This is a genomic window from Cupriavidus sp. HY129 (genome assembly GCF_059492215.1).
The window spans coordinates 1,912,489-1,928,906 of sequence record NZ_CP083254.1 but is presented as its reverse complement, the minus strand read 5'-3'; the positions used below and the strand labels follow the sequence as shown (position 1 = coordinate 1,928,906).

Below are 16,418 nucleotides of genomic sequence, written 5' to 3'. Positions count from 1 at the left end.
ATGAATACCGCGACAAGAGCAGCATGCGCGGACGTGCTGGTGGGGCTGCAGTACGGCGATGAGGGAAAGGCCCGGGTGGTCGACCATCTCGCCGGCGAGTATGACGTGATCGCGCGCTTCAACGGCGGCGCGAACGCAGGGCATACCATCGTCACGCCTGACGGCACATTGCGGCTACGCCAGGTTCCTTCCGGCGTGCTGCATCCAGGGGTCGCCCTCTACATCGGTTCCGGCTGCGTGATCGGCTTGCAGCAACTGGCGTCGGAAATCGAAATGCTGGCCGGGCAGGGGATCAACCTGGCCGGGCGACTGACCATCAGTGACCGATGCCCGATCGTTCAGCCCGTCCATTTCCTGTCAGATCGCCAGGATGGCGGGCAAATCGGCACAACCGGTAACGGCATCGGGCCGTGTTACGCGGACCTGGCAGCCCGCATGCGAGGCGGCGAGCGAGCCGCGTGTCAGATTCGCGACCTGCTGCTGGATGAGGGCAGCGCATTCGAGCGGATGGCACGGTTGGCTGCGCAGGACAGCGATGAGGAACTGTCAATCTTCATGGATGGGATGCGCCAGGCGTGGCGGGTCGTCAAACCATTTGTGACAGACAATCCGGCCGCACTGCTGGAGCGGGTCGAACGCGGTGCGCGGGTACTCTTCGAGGGCGCACAGTCGGTCATGCTGGATGTTGTGCAGGGTGCTCAACCTTGGGTGACGTCCAGCCATACTCTGCCTTCCTACGCCTTCGTGGGGGGCGACCTCCCTTGTCAGTATCACCGCAAGACAATCGGCGTGGCCAAGGCCATCGTCTCCCGCGTGGGCAGCGGGCCGTTGCCAACGGAGCTCGGTGCGGAGCGGTCCGAGGCCTATTGCGCCCGGGCCGGAAGAGAGGGGTGGGGAAGAGCCGACGAAGCCGTCCGTTTTGATCCACAGGCGTTGCTCGCGGAAGGGGATGCGTTCTCCATCGGTGTGGCGATCCGGATGCTGTCGAACGAATATGGCACGGGGACCGGGCGACCGCGTCGGATTGGGATGCTGGATGTCGCGCAACTCCAGCTTGCCGTGCGGCAGTTTGGCGTCGACGAGGTCTACCTAAACAAGTGCGACAGCCTGGCCGCCTTTGCGCAGACTCCCAACCGATGCATTCCGGTGGTCGTCAGCTCGAGGGGCGGGGGTGAGTCGCAGGTGGCGTTGTTTCCAGCTTTCGATGCGGACGCCATCCCGCGCGACCACGCTTCTCCGCTTCCCCCACAACTTGAAACCCTGCTCGAGTGGCTGGCCGATGCCCTTCGCCGGCCGCTACGCGGCATTGGTTTAGGTCCGGAACGTAAGCAGATGCGGTTGTTCAGGACTCAACATTGAACCCACCCGATCATGACCATCGAGAAACCTTCCTACTTGCACAACGAAATGCGCCGGACCGATCTGGCCTGGGCAGACTGGCCCGCGATCGAGGAATTCCTCAGGAATGAACTGATCTGCAGGGTGGCGGTGCACGACACGCCGTTCCCCTACATCACCGCGCAGAGCTTTACCTTTACCGGCGACGCGTTCCTGATCCACAGCTCGAGATTTGGCAAGCTCGCGTCGGCGATCCGGGCGAATCCCCTGATCACTATCGAAGTGGATCGACCGGTGGCCTTGTTGAAGGCGCCCAAGGGACAGAACACGAGCCTTGAGTACTATAGCGTGATCGCGCGATGTGAAGTGAAACTCCGGGAGAGCACGGACGAAATACGGGCACATCAGAACCAGGCGTTGGATAAGTTCCGACCTGAGAAGGACTATTCGCCGATCGAGGACGGTGCGGCGAATCAGATCATTGCCTATCGATGCGAGATTCGCGAACTGAGTGCAAAGAAACGCATCCTCGCGGATGGCCAGTACTCGCCGCCGGGGCAACCAAAGGCTCCATACTTACGCTATCCATTCCAGTCCGGTGCCACGCTGTCCGGCTTGCCGCCGGAGGCATTTGATCCGCACAAGTTCGCGACAAGGTAACGGCTGCGCGCTGACGGCTGACGAAAAGAGGGGTGCTCAGGCACCCCTCTTTTTTTTGATACCACGTGAGTGGCTTGGCACCTTCGAGACAGACCTTGGCGTTTCCGCACGGGCCTCGACTACGTCTCCACGCGACAGTAGAAAGCGATGACGCATCGATGCGTCATCCCATTGTGATCAGCGCCTTCAGGCGCTGGCATCAAAACTACTGGAGACAACATGAAACACACACCGCTCGAGCTGATGCGCGTGCGCACAGGCGACCGGCTGGAACGACTGCCCGTGTGCGGGTACCACCGATTCCTGTTTGCCGTGATTGCCATGGCCTTCTTCTTCGACAATCTCGACCTGGCCATGATGACCTATCTCCTGGGGTCGATCCGTACAGAGTTCGGATTGACCTCCGCGCAGGCGGGGATGCTCGGCAGTGCCAGTTTCGTCGGGATGGCCATCGGCGCGATCTGCTCTGGGGTACTGGCGGACCGGTTTGGCCGTAAGCCGGTTTTCCAGTTCAGCATGATCATCTGGGGAGTTGGCAGCTACCTCTGTTCCACGGCGAGCAGTCCAATGGAACTCGGCGCCTATCGGATACTGCTTGGTCTTGGCATGGGTATGGAGCTGCCGTTGGCCCAGACGCTGTTGTCGGAGTTTATTCCGGCACGCCAGCGTGGCAAGTATCTGGCATTGATGGACGGAAACTGGCCGATTGCTTTCATCTGCGCCGGCTTGATGTCGTACTACGTGTTGAGTGCCTATAGCTGGCGCACGATGTTCCTGCTCGGTGCCGTCCCGGCCGTCTTCCTGCTTGTCATCCGCCGCTACGTGCCGGAATCCCCCCGCTGGCTGGAATCGCAGGGCCGGCATGCGGAAGCGGCCGACATTGTCGAGCGCATCGAGCATTCGGTGATGCGGCGGTTGAAGCTGGATGCGTTGCCCGAAGTCACCCCCGTGATCACCATGGCGGAGTCGACCGCATCGGGTCCGCGTGTGCTTTGGTCTCGCGAGTACCGCAGCCGGACGCTGACTGTGTGGGGTTTGTGGTTCTTTGCCTTGCTGGGGTTCTATGGGCTGAATACCTGGATTGGGGCGTTGCTGCAGCAGTCCGGGGTGGAGGTGACCAAATCCGTCCTGTACACGGTCTATATTTCCATCGGTGGTATTCCGGGGTTCCTGTGGGCCGCATGGGCAGTGGAGCGGTGGGGACGCAAGCCGGCATGCGTGGCGACGCTGGTGGGCGGTGCATGCATGGTGTTCATCTACGGCAGCCTGGCGGGCTCCAATCCAGACGCCACGGTGCTGATACTTTCAGGCGGCATGATGCAGTTCTTCATGTTCGGTATGTGGGCGGTGCTCTACACCTATACGCCTGAACTCTATCCCACGCGTGCACGCGCCTCTGGATGCGGGATGGCATCGACGGTCGGGCGGGTGGGTTCGTTGTTGGGCCCGGCGCTGGTGGGTCTGATATTGCCGGTTGCTGGGCAAGCTGGCGTGTTCTGCCTGGGTGCGCTGTGCTTCCTTGCGGCCGCAGGGATCGTGAGCAGGTTCGGCGTCGAGACCCGAGGCAGGGCGTTGGAGACCATTGCCGACTGATACGATCGCGGCAACTCACGGCGCGACGGCCGGTCGAATCCGCAGTCGGATATGGTGATGTAAGGAAAAGGCGCCCGGTCGGCGCCTTCCGACCCTTCTGAGACGTTCAAAGCGAGCGGGAAGAGTGGCTGATACGCGCCGATGCCAACGGTCGCCACCTCGGCGAGGTGTTCTATTTTCGGAATCGTTTGATCCTCGCAGCGAGTTCATTGGCAGCGCTAACGCTCCCACTTATGGCTTGCCCGCCGATCGTTATCCAGCCGAGCACAATGCCGATGAAACCGACTAGAACTCCGAGTATCGTGATACCAAAGCCAAGCAGAGACAGCCACCGCGTCTCGATCCCGAAGCCGATAAACCCTGTTATCGCGCCCATTGCTGCTATGCAAAATCCAGCAAAGCCGATGTTTAAATAGAGAAATCGCCTAGCCATGCTATTACCCCTTCTCGTGTGAAACCGTAGGACGCCATCACCCCAAACTAGCTGCCCTCATAATCGCGGACGCTTTTTGGGTGCGCTACGGGAAAGCGAAGAAAAGCTAGAGCAGACATGTGACCCATGGTAATGGGGGGCTGGCAGTGCGCAACGGCCGCTCCTGGCCGAACCGTGCCCTAAGCCGACGAGCGCCTGGCCTACCAAACCGCGATCCCTACCAATTCGCCAAGCAGACGAGGCTCTAGTTGCCCGTATCACCTGGATGGAGCCAGTGCGTTCACCAAGGCGTTGCGGGTGCGCAGCAGCCCCGCGAGTTGCTCGGCATCTCGCCGTGCCCCATCTCTTTGCGCTTCGAACTGAACGACGAGCGCTCCGCCCCCCTTTGGTGAATTCTCGGGGCGAGGCACACGTATCGGCGATGGGCTCTGCAGAAACATTGCTTACGGTTTGTCACAACCTCATCGTCAACGCCAAATCAACGCGGGTCGTTTTTACGGGCAAGCACGGCAACTTGCTGTGCCTCTAACCTCAAAGAAGGATTCATCATGAAGAAGCTGTTCGCCGCTGTCGCCTCTCTCGCCATCACCGGCGCCGCTTTCGCCCAAGGCGTTGCCCCGGCTCCCGCTGTTGCCCCGGCACCGGCCACCCCGGTTGCGCAAGCCGCGCCGGCTCCCGCTGTGAAAGCACCCGCCAAGGCCGCTACACATAAGCACGCCACCGCGCACGCCACCACGCACGCCAAGGCCACCAAGGTGAGCACGGCGAAGGCTGCTGCTCCGGCAGAAGCGAAGGCCACCCCCGTAGCGGCTGAGAAGGTCGCGCCGGCCCCCACCGCCACGAAGCAGTAAGGCGGCGTTCGCAAGGCGGGCGGAAGGGTGCTCGTTCGAGCCAGACCTTCCGCAAGCCTTCAGCGGCTTCTTAAGGGAACAGCCGACCGATTGGTCGGCTGTTTTGTTTTTGGCTGTCGCGATCGGTGTGTTCTGGTCTGAACGTGATCGTGACGCCGGCTTTTGGGCGTGGCCGGTTGGGCTCTTCCCCGGCGACCGCCATCAAATCGCTCGCATGCCAGATCAATTCATCCCAGTTCAGTGCACCGTGTAATTGGGCTGCAAGATCGACGCCACGCGCGAAGTGGGATGCGTAACTCTCTGGCCAAGTTCTGGTCATGCAGATGACCGCAGCGACCGACTCTGCCCGACCCGGAACTGCCGTTCGGTGACGTCATAACAAGACGTCTCCTGCCGACGTACAGAGGGTCGTTCGCGTGCCGGTTTGGCTGGCGGATGATCGGCCGTCGGGGTTGCCCTGCTGCGCCCAGCATGAACCTGAAAGACGTCATTTAGCAAACTAAGTCCTGCAGAGTATCTTCGGCTCGGAAGGAAGCTGCGGCCAGCGTCGACCGGGTTACGCGGTAAAAGGATTCCCTGAGCGGTAGCGGTGATCCGGACGGCCGTAAGATCAGCCTCTCACAGAGCGCGACGTCGGCATCCTCTCCCCAGTCGCGGACCGTTGAGAAGCCCCTCACGATCACACATGTCGAGGGGATTTTTCAGCCTGGCAGCGAATCACTCATCAATCTGCGGTGCGTTTATGTTTGCGCAGTGTCGAAGGGGCGGCGCCATACCACTGACGGCAGGCCCGCGACAATGCAGATTGGGCGGGAAGGCCAAGAAGCAGGGTGATCTGCCCGAGAGGCAGATTGGTTTCAGACAAATAGCGCATCGCCAATTCCTTGCGCACATCGTTTCTTATGGCCTCGAAACTGGTTGCCTCCGCGGCAAGGCGGCGTTGCATCGTGCGCGGGTGCATGGCCAGCAGATCGGCCACGCTGGCCTTGCTGTGGCTCGACGTGCCCAGCGTGTCGCGCAGCACCTGCCGGACACGATCCGAAACACTGCCGTGCTCGCTGCGGAAGTTGCGGAAGATATAGTCCTCCGCGATCCGCCGCAACGTCGCGTCGACGCCCAGCAGGTCGGCCGCAAGCGTGCTGCGGCTGAGATGCAGACTGGCCCTTGGCTGCTCCACCAATACCCTGGCGCCAAAGAAGCGCTCGTAGGTGCTAAGCGACGCAATCGGCGTGTGAGGAATGGACACCGCGCGAAGCGCGTATCGGTCGCCGGCGAGTAGCCGGGTGAAGTTGTGCATATCCGCCAGGCACAGGTCAATGGCTTGCCGCTGGGCCGGCTGCCGCGAGAGCCGTATCTCGATGGAGACCTCGGCCGCATCCTTCGCAATCTCGCTGTGCTCGTGGACTGTGTAGACGAGACCCGGACTATGCACAAACATATGGTGCGCCGCGAAATCCATACCAGCGCGGATTGTCGTTGCATTCTGCAACGCAATGCTCAAGGGCCCCAGCACGTCAATGCTCTGGTGCTTGGACAAGCGCAGGCCGAAGTCAGCGGTCCGGGTCTGTTCCGCGCTGGCCTCCAGAAGATGCACGACAGCGCGCAGGGAAATCATGGCGTCGTCGCTGTCGAGCGTCCCTTCGTCGACGTGATAGCGCCGCAGCAGCGGCGCGGGGTCGCAACCCATGGCGCGCATCAGTGCCGGGTATCCACGCAGTCCGCTTGTTCGCACGAGGGCATCCATGGCTCGTAACGTAAATTAATTGTCTCGTGACGTCAAGAGTCGCTTGGCTCCACGCGCTACAGTTTCCGGACGACAAGGCAAGCCATAAGGAGACGCTGCGTGAACGCCAATTACGACGTATTGATTATCGGTGCCGGACTATCCGGCATCGGCATGGCATGCCACCTGGCTGAGGCATGTCCGGACAAGCGCGTCGGCATCCTGGAGCGGCGCAGTGCCATCGGTGGGACCTGGGACCTGTTCCGGTATCCCGGCATCCGGTCAGATTCGGACATGTTCAGCTTCGGCTACAAGTTTCGCCCCTGGCACGAGTTGAAAGTCCTTGCCGACGGCCCTTCGATCCGTCGCTATATTGGCGATACCGCGCGCGAATACGGTGTCGACGAATGCATTCAGTTCGGGCAGAAAGTCCTGCGGGCATCGTGGTCGAGCGAGGACCGGTACTGGACCGTCACCACGCAGCAGGAAGGCAGCCACGATACCTGTACCCTCACTTGCAAGTTCCTGATCCCCTGCACGGGCTACTACAACTATGACCACGGGCACCGGCCTGACTTTGCCGGCCTTGAGCGGTTCCGGGGCATCTGCGTTCATCCGCAACACTGGCCTGAAGACCTGGACTATCGGGGCAAGCGCGTCATCGTGATCGGCAGTGGCGCAACGGCGGTGACGCTGGTGCCGGCCATGGCCGGTCAGGCGTCGCACGTCACGATGCTGCAGCGCTCGCCCAGCTACGTCTTCTCGGTGCCGGCATATGACAAGATCTCTGCCGTCCTGCAATCGATACTGCCCGCACGCTGGGTGTATGGCCTGGCACGGTGGCGCAATATCCGCTTGCAGCGCCTCATCTACAGGACCGCAAAGCGGTGGCCGCGGCGCGTCCGTTCCTGGCTGCTGTCGCATGTTGAACAACAGCTCGGTCATGGCGCCGAAATGCAGCACTTTTCGCCCAGCTATAACCCGTGGGACCAGCGGTTGTGCGCAGTGCCTGACGGCGATCTCTTCAAGGTTATCTGCGAAGGCAAGGCCTCTGTGGTGACGGACCACATCGAGACCTTTACCGAAACCGGCATCCGTCTGAAGTCGGGCAAGAGCCTTGAGGCTGACATCATCATCACGGCCACCGGGCTTCAGCTCCAGTCCCTTGGTGGCATGGAGGTACAGGTGGACGGGCAGCCGCGGCACCCCAGCAGCCTCATGACCTACAAGAGCGTGCTGATGCAGGACGTGCCCAACCTGGCCAACCTGTTTGGCTATACCAACGCATCGTGGACATTGAAGGTCGACCTGGCTGCCAACTACATCTGCCGCCTGCTCAACCACATGGACCGCCACGGCTACGACGTCGTAACGCCATTCGCCCCAGCCGGGGAAATGCTGGAAGAAACGGTCATGGATTCCCTGCAGTCCGGTTACGTGCAACGCGGCCGGAGCACCTTGCCTCGCCAGGGCCGGACGCCTCCCTGGCGCGTTCTCCACAACTTCGCGGCCGATCGCGAGATGTTGACGAGGCATCCGATCGACGATCCAGCGCTGAGGTTCGTCCGTGCCGCAACGACTACGACGGTGGCGCGCGGCCGGCCAGCCGGCGACCTTGTGGCAACCGGCATGGACGAAACAGCCGTGTGAGGTTCAGCCGCTTTCCGCATTGGAGCCTTGCATGGTCAGCATTGATTCTTTCTTCCAAAGCCACGGTGAGCGCTGCGCGGCCACGCTGATACTGCCGAGCCAGGGGACGCGCCCGCCCGTCGTCATCATGGCGCATGGATTCGGCGCCATTCGCGCCGCCGGTCTGCCAGCCTTTGCCGAGCGGTTCGTGGCCGAAGGCTACGCCGCATATCTCTTCGATTACCGGAACTTCGGCGACAGCGAAGGGGAGCCGCGGCACTGGGTCAGCCCGCGCCGCCACCTGCAGGACTGGGCCGCCGCCATCGCACATGTGCGCTCACTCCCAGAGGTTGACGCCGATCGCATGGTGTTGTGGGGGACGTCGTTCTCGGGCGGACACGTCATCCAGACTGCTGCTGCAGATCATCGGGTCCGAGCCGTCATAGCCCAAGTCCCGCATGTCAGCGGGCTGGCCAGCATGAAGCAGGTACCCGTCCATCTCTTGCTGCGCATGATGCTTGCGGCCACGCGCGACCTTGGTGGCAGCGTCATTCGTCGCGAGCACTACAGCCCGATCATCGGCCGTCACGGCGATATGGCCGCGTTGACCGGCGACGACGCCTGGCATGGCTATGCAAGGCTGCTGCCTGCGGGAACGGCGTGGGAGAACAAGGTACTGTCCCGCATCTTTCTGGAGGTGCCACTCTACAGCCCGATTCGGCACGCGCACAAGGTCGCCGCGCCTACGTTGATCGTGGCCGGAACCCGTGACACGATCACGCCGGCCAGTGCCGCGCGACGGGCGTCCAGGCGCATACCGTACTGCGAGTTCCATCTCGTGGAAGGCAACCACTTTGAGCTGCATTTGCACGATGAACCGGCGTTCGCAAGTAGCATCGCGGCACAGTTGGCCTTTCTGAACCGGCACATTGGTGTCGTCCCCCTTGCCCCCGCAAGAGGCGGCCGAGATCATCGTGCGGGCAGTGGAATCCGACCGTGAACGCGTGCTGTTGGGCGTCGCAATTCTCCATGTGTGCTGCACGTGGCGCATGTAACCGTCTGCTGTAATGTCTGGGAGCCGTGATGTCGATGAAGGATCTGTTGGTGGCCGCTTTGCTGTCGGTCTTTGCGTTGTCGGGATGCCAGTCCGTGAAGATTGGTCCTGCGACGGAACAGGCAAATGACGAGGGAGCCGCGAGCGCAGTCAACGAAGCGGAAGTTCGCGCCATCGCGTGCGAAGCCTACATCTACGGCTACCCGGTCGTCGAAGCGTACAAGACGCTCCACGCCCAGGCGGTCGACCAGGGCGGTCCGAACTTCAAAGCGCCGTTTAACCAGATAGGCAACACGGCCAACGTCTTCACGCCGAACGACACGGCGATCATTACGCCCAATTCGGACACGCCATATTCATTTGTCTGGATGGACCTGCGCGCGGAGCCGCTGGTGTTGACGTTGCCGCCCATCGAGAATAAGCGCTACTACTCCGTCCAGCTGATCGATCTCTATACGCACAACTTCGCCTATCTTGGCACTCGCACCAGCGGCAACCAGGGCGGAAATTACATGATCGTGGGCCCCGACTGGAGCGGCGAGAAGCCAGCCAACGTGAAGGCCGTGATTCGCAGCGAATCCAGTATTGCCTATGCTATTTATCGTACGCAGCTCTTCAATGCCAAGGATCTGCGCCGGGTGCGTGCCATCCAGAACGGCTACAAGGTGCGGACGCTGAGCGCGTTTCTCGGCAGGCCGGCACCAGCGCCAGCCTCTCCCGTCGATTGGCCGAAGCCCGTCGCGGATGCCACGGATTCGCTGGCTTTCTTCCGCTACCTGAACTTCATGCTGCAGTTCGCCCCGACGGTGCCGAGCGAGCAGGACGTGATGGCGCGCTTCGCAAAAATCGGTGTGGGCCGCGGCCTGTCGTTCGACAAAAGCTCGCTATCGCCAGAGATACAGAAGGCCATGGCGGCCGGCATGGCTGATGGCAAGTCGCAGTTCGTGGAATTCAAGAAGACGCAACTGGACACCAGGAAGCTCACCAGCGGCGACTTGTTTGGTACACGCGAGCACCTGAAGAACAACTATATGTACCGCTATGCAGCGGCAGTACTGGGGATATTCGGTAACTCGGCGGAAGAGGCGATTTATCCCGGCTACTTCCTGGATGTCGCAGGCAAGCCGCTGGATGCTGCCGCCACGCGCTATACCCTGCATTTCGACAAGGACAAACTGCCGCCGGCCAACGCGTTCTGGTCTCTGACGATGTATGACGGCCAGAGCAAGCTGCTGGTGGCTAACCCTCTGAACCGGTATTTGATCAACGCTTCGATGCTCGGCCAACTCAAGCGCGATCGCGACGGTGGGCTCACCCTGTATGTCCAGAAGGACAGTCCAGGCAAGGATAAGGCGAGCAACTGGCTGCCGGCGCCTGAAGGGTCTTTCTATGCCATCTTGCGCGTGTACTTGCCGAAACAGGAGATGCTGTCCGGCCAATGGCGCCAGCCGCCTATGGTGGCGGCCGAGTAAAAATCAAGCACAGGCGCCGAGGCGCCTGTGTGACTATGAAAACCCGATACGACGGAGGGGAACTGTGAAGAAAACAATGATTTCCAACGCCTTGATGGGCTTCGCGCTCGTTGGCGTGGATACGACCTATGGCCAGATTGCCGCTGCTCAGGCGACCGGCGCACCCGTGCCGGTCACGGTAGACAACTTCGTGCGGGCGGAGTCCGACATGTATATCGTCGGCGTGGCAAAGCAGGGGGGCGTCGGTAAGCTGCAACACCGGCGCGAGCCCGCGTCGATTGATGACCAGGCCGTCATCCGCCTGAACCGTGACACGCTGTATTCCTCGGGCGTGTTCGACCTCGATGCTGGCCCGGTGACAATTACCATGCCGGACCCGGGCAAGCGCTTCATGTCGCTGCAGGTCATCAGCGAGGACCACTATGTACCCAATGTGTTCTACGGTGCCGGCACGCATACGTTGACGCGCGAGAACGTCGGCACGCGCTATGTGGCCGCAGCCATCCGCACGTTGGTGAATCCGAACGATTCGAATGACCTGAAGCAAGTCCATGCGCTGCAGGACGACATCAAGGTCAGCCAAAAATCGACGGGAAAGCTGGAGGTGCCCAACTGGGACCAGGCGAGCCAGAAGAAGGTGCGTGACGCGCTGCTGGCGTTGTCGGCCACGACACCGGACTTCAAGAGGTCATTCGGCAAGAAGGGCGAGGTCGATCCGGTGCGCCACCTGATGGGCACGGCGGCTGGCTGGGGTGGCAACCCCGACAAGGACGCCATCTACCTGAACATCACACCGGAAAAGAACGACGGAAAGACCGTGTACCGGGTGAACGTGAAGGATGTGCCCGTGGATGGATTCTGGTCGATCAGCGTTTACAACGCCGAAGGTTACTTCCAGAGAAACGCGGCCAATGCCTACACCGTCAACAACATCACAGCGCAGAAGAACAGTGACGGGTCGATTCCGATCCAGTTCGGCGGGTGTAACGGACAGTTGCCCAACTGCCTGCCCATCGTCCCCGGGTGGAACTACACCGTACGCCTGTATCGGCCGCACGCCGAGATTGTCCGTGGCGCATGGAGTTTTCCGCAGGCTCAGGCTGTGAACTAAGCAGAGCACGCCAGGAAAAGGCGGAAGGTACTTGGACGAAGGCGGCATTCTGGATCTGAGAACGCCTTTGTCCTCTCCTGGATGGCGTGGGCCAAGGGTGAGGCGCGTCTTGGCGTTCCCTCGCAATGTCGCATCCGCACCCACTGTAATTCGTAACAGCACTCTTAACACGGAGACACACCATGAAGCGTGCAGGTGCCCCCGTCCTGGCCGCCATCGCCGCTGGCAGTCTGATGGCGCCGCTGGCTGGACATGCCACGGAGGGCGCTTTGGGCCGACCGGTGGCGGGCACCAGCGTGTCGTCCAACGTTGCCGTCATCCCGGACCAGCCGGTATGGATAGCCAATCTCCAGCAACTCTACATGGACGGATCGATCAGCGGCGGTCGCCAGGTGCCGATTGGTGGCCGTACCACGCTGGGCGTTGACGCGAAGATCGCGTTCACGCTGGCCACACTGATGAAGGTGTGGGATACGGGCCCCGGCGCCTGGAATTTTGCCTCGAGCTTCACGCTACCCTATGTCTGGACTTCGGTGCACGCCAATGCGGGCGTGACCGCCGGCGCTGCCAGTTTCTCGCGTGACACCTCGGATCGGGCGTCGAATCTTTATGACATCTATTTCAGCCCGATCATCGCCGGCTTTCACTTCTCGAAGAACAGCCACATGGCCTTGAGCTTTAATGTCTGGGCCCCCACTGGGCAATACGACAAGAACGCGCTGGCCAATCCGAGCCTGAACAACTGGACTTTCGTGCCGCAGGCCGCATTCACGCACGTGATGCCGCAATACGGGCTCGAATTTAACGGCGTGGCTGCGTTCCAGTTCTATACGCGCAACAGCGCCACTAACTATCAGAATGCACCGTTGTTCACGCTCGATGTCATGGGGCTGAAGAAGTTCGGCGCCTGGGGTATAGGGATCGTCATGGGCACGGTTCAGCAACTGGGTAACGACACCGGGCCCACGGCCGACCGCCTCAATGGCTTCCGCGGCCACGACTTCACGATCGGGCCGATCGTCACGTACGACACCAAGCTTGGCGGCAAGGCGCCGCTTTCATTCAGCGTGCGCTGGGTGCCTACGGTCACCAGCAAGAACCGGCTGGATAGCACTGCCACTGTCTTGGCAACAGCAACGCTTGTATTCTGACAGCTCGCATCCTGCGACTTGCATCGGTAGCCCTCGAATGCCAGATGGCCGGGCGCGGAGGCCGACGTTCGAGAGGCTATTTGGAGCCGTTGACGAACGTCGGCAAATGGCCGGTCTCGGCCCTCCGCCTATCCAGGCAAGGGCTTCCTGGCACAGAAGGCGGCTACCGAGCCTTATGAGGCAGCCGGCGTGCTGGATAAGCTGGCCGGAGCCGTTCGGTATTTGGCCATTCCGGCTTGCGGGGACCGACAGCGAGCCACGAAGTTGTATCGCAGGCGACTACCGACTCCCAGGCGGTCATTAGGTATGGATCGTTTGCACGACCATTGCAGGGATAACACCGGACGACTTGATTGCCAGTCCCTGAGGTGGGGCGCGAAGGCGCGCTGATGGCAAACGAGTATTTAGAAGCGAAAGGCCACGCTTAGCATGGGGCCCTTCAACGTCAGCCTTTGAACAAGGTCGCCGCTGCGGAGTTGATACGTCAAGTAGCGATAGGTCAATTGCACATCTCCCCAGCTTGCCGCATAGGCCGCGCCACCGGACGCTTGCACGGTATATCTGGAAGAGCCGGTCCCGACGTCGACGTAGTACGGCACATACCATCTATCAAGGTTTCCGAGACGTAGGCGACCGCGAACACCAATAATTCCATCCCAGATATTTGCTGTCTGCGACAGGCTTCCCTGCGTCGCCAGAGTCGCGCCTTGCTGCGTGAACGTGGCGGATAGTGTCCAGTTCGCGCTGGCGCTGAGGTTCAGGTATCTAAGCCCGCCGAGCGGCTCGACCGTTCCCCATTGCGATCGCACCGCGGTATAGGCAGCGGCAAGCCCGAACAGCCCACCGCTCAGGCTACTGCTTGTATTCGTCGCCAACTCGCGAGGGATGGCAACCACGGCGCCGCTCCCGGCGCCGACGGCATTGAGGGTGGTTTGTTGGTGGCTGAAGTCGAGATATGCCCCATCAGCGATGATCGCCCAGTCCCCCTTGCTGGCTTCGGCCTGCACCATCAGAAGAAACTGCAGATTCTGGAGATAGCTGTCCGGCCCGGTTCCCAGGTCGAGCCTACCCCCTCCTGTTGATGAGTTTCCGGAGAAGCTGAAAGCACCGCTCACGTTGGGTAACCAGAGATAGGGTGCGACTGCAAATTTCCATCCACCCGCGTCCGGCGATTCGGCATGTCCCGAGCCAGTAGCGATAGCAAGGAGGATAGCGAGGCCGATACGTTTCGCACGGAGCCTCGAAATGGGCACCCCGAAATCGCCCCTACCTGGACGACGTCCCCATTGCACCAATTCCATTGATCACGCCTTCGATGATCGAAATGTTGTCACACAGCTGCTGCGCGATGCCGTGAATGAATGAGGTAGCCCGGCTACCTCTGGGCACGAAACGTCCCGCTTCCCAACCTATCCGGTCTTGATGGGCGACTCAATTGGCCCAAAGGGAAGGCCAAGAACGCCTACCAGTTTCTGGGAGGAGGCCGCCGCCGCTCTGCCGGCATTGCGGCGGCTTACCCGGGAACAGGAGGCGCAACCGGTGTTAGACCGCAAGCTGCTGCTGGTTGCAGTCTGCGCGTTAAACCACTGGTCGGCGGAAGAGATCATCACTGCTTACCAGATTACCCATGCGGAGTGTGTGAAGCCGGATTTGCGAGCGTGCGCTAACGGCCTCGGTAAGAGGGGGCTGTAAGCCCTATGGCTCCCGCAGCGAAGAAAAGCGGAAGCCCTCAGGCTTTCGCCGCAGATTGGGGAGCGGCGCAGCAGCTATGGGCGCCGATTCCAGTCCTCTGGGTCAACTGTCTGTTGGAAGCGTTTCATAGCGCCTCTTCTGAGGCATCCGACAGGTTCGAGGTGTACGGCGATCGCGGTCATGTGACGCTGCCGTCAGCTATCGCGCGCACTCGTTACCGTCCAGACGTTTTCCAGAAACTCGCGCAGTAGTGTCGAGGAATTGTTTTTCTTCCAGATCAAATAGAACGGCAATGGAAAGTTCAAATCGTCGACAGGGCGAAGGGCCACGCCAGCCGGGCACTGCCACCGCGTCGCGTCGCTGACGAAGGCGACACCGAGGCGACAAGATACCAAGCTGAGCATCGTCGCATGATCTGTGACCTGCTGGACAATTTGTGGCGCCAGAGCCCCGTCGCGAAGGCACGCGCGTATTAAGCGATCATGGAAGAGTGGATAGACCCACCGATGGAACCAGATAAAGGGAACATCACGGAGTTCACGCAAGCGCACGCTGTCGAGCGACATGATGGGATGATCCTTCGGTGCGGCCAGCACCAGCTTGTGCCTGGCGACATTTCGATGTGCGAACTCCGAAGGGGGCTTTGTCAGGCTGAAGATGAATCCTGCGTCCAGATTTCCCGAGCTGACCGCATCAATCTGACGACTGGAAGCCATGGCATGGAGTTCGAGTTCCACAGCCGGGTGCTGTTCACTGAACGCGCGTAGCGAGTCAGGTACGGCACCATGCCACGCCTGGGTTTCACCGAATCCCACTCGCAGCGTTCCGGTTTGACCGGCGGCGATCCGCTCCACCCGAAGCTTCGCCTCATTCACCTCGCGCAGAATACGACGGACGTCGTCGAGAAATGAGCGCCCCACAGCATTTAGCCGTACTCCGCGCGGCAAGCGATCGAAGAGCGCGACGCCCAACTCAGCTTCCAGATCCCGGATCTGCCGCGAAAGCGCTGGCTGTGCGATTTTGAGCACCTTCGCTGCCCTCCCGAAGTGCTCCGCCTCGCCGACGCACGCGAAATAGCGCAGATGCCTCAGTTCCATTTCATGCCTCAAGGGTATCGGACAGATAAATAGTAGGTCTTGGACGCATCGGATGAGGCTATCTAAACTCGAAACGTCCGGCGCGGGCAAAACTGTGGCGCCCAGCCGAAAGCCCAGGTTGCTAGCGATATGAGCGACGACTTGGACTGCGCCTTGCTTGCACGCCCTGATAACCGCCGTTCGACCTGCGGGATGCCGGTTTTCGCTGACCTGAATCAGTACTACGCACCATGCATTGTCCTGGTCAGAGCACCTTGTTCGATCTGACATCTGACCGCGCGAAGGGAGAAACATTCTGCCTGGCTCGCCACGTAACAGTGGACGGTGAAGCGCGACAAGTAATGATCGCCGCGCTTCGGTACACCGATTCCTTCGTCAAGCAAGAAGGCGCATGGCGCTTCGCCGAACGGTTGTTGTTTGTGGTCTGGAGCGAAAACCGCGCAATGAGGTGAAGGGGAGGGTGCGACAGGTATGGTTGGAGCAACTGCTGTGTGCGCTGGTCTGGGTCGCCCCGATGCTCTCGGCGTGCGATTGATCTGACGCAACAGCGCGGCCTGGCTCTCACGAACGACGGACATCAGGCACAGCAAGCTCGGCTTTCCACTGGCGAACCA

General features: G+C 60.9%; 14 protein-coding genes. 10 read left to right on the top strand and 4 right to left on the bottom strand.

What is annotated here, in order from left to right; all coding sequences use genetic code 11:
* The 4 genes from K6G35_RS08690 (at position 1) to K6G35_RS08675 (ending at position 4,875) form a co-directional block, all read left to right on the top strand.
* Entirely contained in the window at positions 1-1,359 is a 1,359-nt protein-coding gene (locus K6G35_RS08690) for an adenylosuccinate synthetase (RefSeq protein WP_495675568.1), read from the top strand.
* Positions 1,360-1,371: 12 nt separating this feature from the next.
* Positions 1,372-1,998 (top strand): pyridoxamine 5'-phosphate oxidase family protein, encoded by a 627-nt coding sequence (locus tag K6G35_RS08685; protein ID WP_495675567.1) that lies wholly within the window; start codon positions 1,372-1,374, stop codon positions 1,996-1,998.
* 219 nt (positions 1,999-2,217) lie between these two features.
* The gene (locus K6G35_RS08680; protein WP_495675566.1) at positions 2,218-3,591 is read left to right on the top strand and encodes an MFS transporter; all 1,374 of its coding nucleotides are present in this window, start codon (positions 2,218-2,220) and stop codon (positions 3,589-3,591) included.
* Between the two features lie 981 nt (positions 3,592-4,572).
* Complete coding sequence (locus K6G35_RS08675; RefSeq protein WP_495675565.1) at positions 4,573-4,875, top strand: hypothetical protein; 303 nt, start codon at positions 4,573-4,575, stop codon at positions 4,873-4,875.
* Between the two features lie 70 nt (positions 4,876-4,945).
* Here the strand turns inward: K6G35_RS08675 and K6G35_RS08670 are convergent, their stop codons facing one another.
* Together K6G35_RS08670 and K6G35_RS08665 are read right to left on the bottom strand one after the other, a co-directional pair.
* Positions 4,946-5,194 (bottom strand): hypothetical protein, encoded by a 249-nt coding sequence (locus tag K6G35_RS08670; protein WP_317915098.1) that lies wholly within the window; start codon positions 5,192-5,194, stop codon positions 4,946-4,948.
* A 405-nt stretch (positions 5,195-5,599) separates the two neighbouring features.
* Positions 5,600-6,619 (bottom strand): AraC family transcriptional regulator, encoded by a 1,020-nt coding sequence (locus K6G35_RS08665; protein WP_008651640.1) that lies wholly within the window; start codon positions 6,617-6,619, stop codon positions 5,600-5,602.
* 99 nt (positions 6,620-6,718) lie between these two features.
* Between K6G35_RS08665 and K6G35_RS08660 the strand changes: the two genes are divergently transcribed.
* The 5 genes from K6G35_RS08660 to K6G35_RS08640 all read left to right on the top strand — a co-directional run bounded on the left by K6G35_RS08660 (position 6,719) and on the right by K6G35_RS08640 (position 13,015).
* The gene (locus K6G35_RS08660; RefSeq protein WP_495675564.1) at positions 6,719-8,248 is read left to right on the top strand and encodes a flavin-containing monooxygenase; all 1,530 of its coding nucleotides are present in this window, start codon (positions 6,719-6,721) and stop codon (positions 8,246-8,248) included.
* Positions 8,249-8,279: 31 nt separating this feature from the next.
* Positions 8,280-9,227: an alpha/beta hydrolase gene (locus K6G35_RS08655; RefSeq protein WP_495675563.1), complete on the top strand. Its 948-nt coding sequence runs from the start codon at positions 8,280-8,282 to the stop codon at positions 9,225-9,227.
* A gap of 83 nt (positions 9,228-9,310) precedes the next feature.
* Positions 9,311-10,753, top strand: coding sequence for a DUF1254 domain-containing protein (locus tag K6G35_RS08650; RefSeq protein ID WP_495675562.1), 1,443 nt, complete (start codon positions 9,311-9,313; stop codon positions 10,751-10,753).
* 76 nt (positions 10,754-10,829) lie between these two features.
* Positions 10,830-11,864, top strand: coding sequence for a DUF1254 domain-containing protein (locus K6G35_RS08645; RefSeq protein WP_495675561.1), 1,035 nt, complete (start codon positions 10,830-10,832; stop codon positions 11,862-11,864).
* Positions 11,865-12,046: 182 nt separating this feature from the next.
* On the top strand, positions 12,047-13,015 hold the full coding sequence (locus tag K6G35_RS08640; protein ID WP_495675560.1) for a SphA family protein: 969 nt from the start codon (positions 12,047-12,049) through the stop codon (positions 13,013-13,015).
* A 404-nt stretch (positions 13,016-13,419) separates the two neighbouring features.
* Here the strand turns inward: K6G35_RS08640 and K6G35_RS08635 are convergent, their stop codons facing one another.
* Both K6G35_RS08635 and K6G35_RS08630 read right to left on the bottom strand, forming a co-directional pair.
* Complete coding sequence (locus K6G35_RS08635) at positions 13,420-14,316, bottom strand: hypothetical protein (RefSeq protein WP_040011301.1); 897 nt, start codon at positions 14,314-14,316, stop codon at positions 13,420-13,422.
* Positions 14,317-14,901: 585 nt separating this feature from the next.
* The gene (locus K6G35_RS08630; protein WP_008651648.1) at positions 14,902-15,804 is read right to left on the bottom strand and encodes a LysR family transcriptional regulator; all 903 of its coding nucleotides are present in this window, start codon (positions 15,802-15,804) and stop codon (positions 14,902-14,904) included.
* A gap of 254 nt (positions 15,805-16,058) precedes the next feature.
* On the opposite strand from K6G35_RS08630, the gene K6G35_RS08625 reads away from it, so the two are divergent.
* Positions 16,059-16,256: a nuclear transport factor 2 family protein gene (locus tag K6G35_RS08625; RefSeq protein WP_193750071.1), complete on the top strand. Its 198-nt coding sequence runs from the start codon at positions 16,059-16,061 to the stop codon at positions 16,254-16,256.
* Positions 16,257-16,418 lie beyond the last annotated feature (162 nt).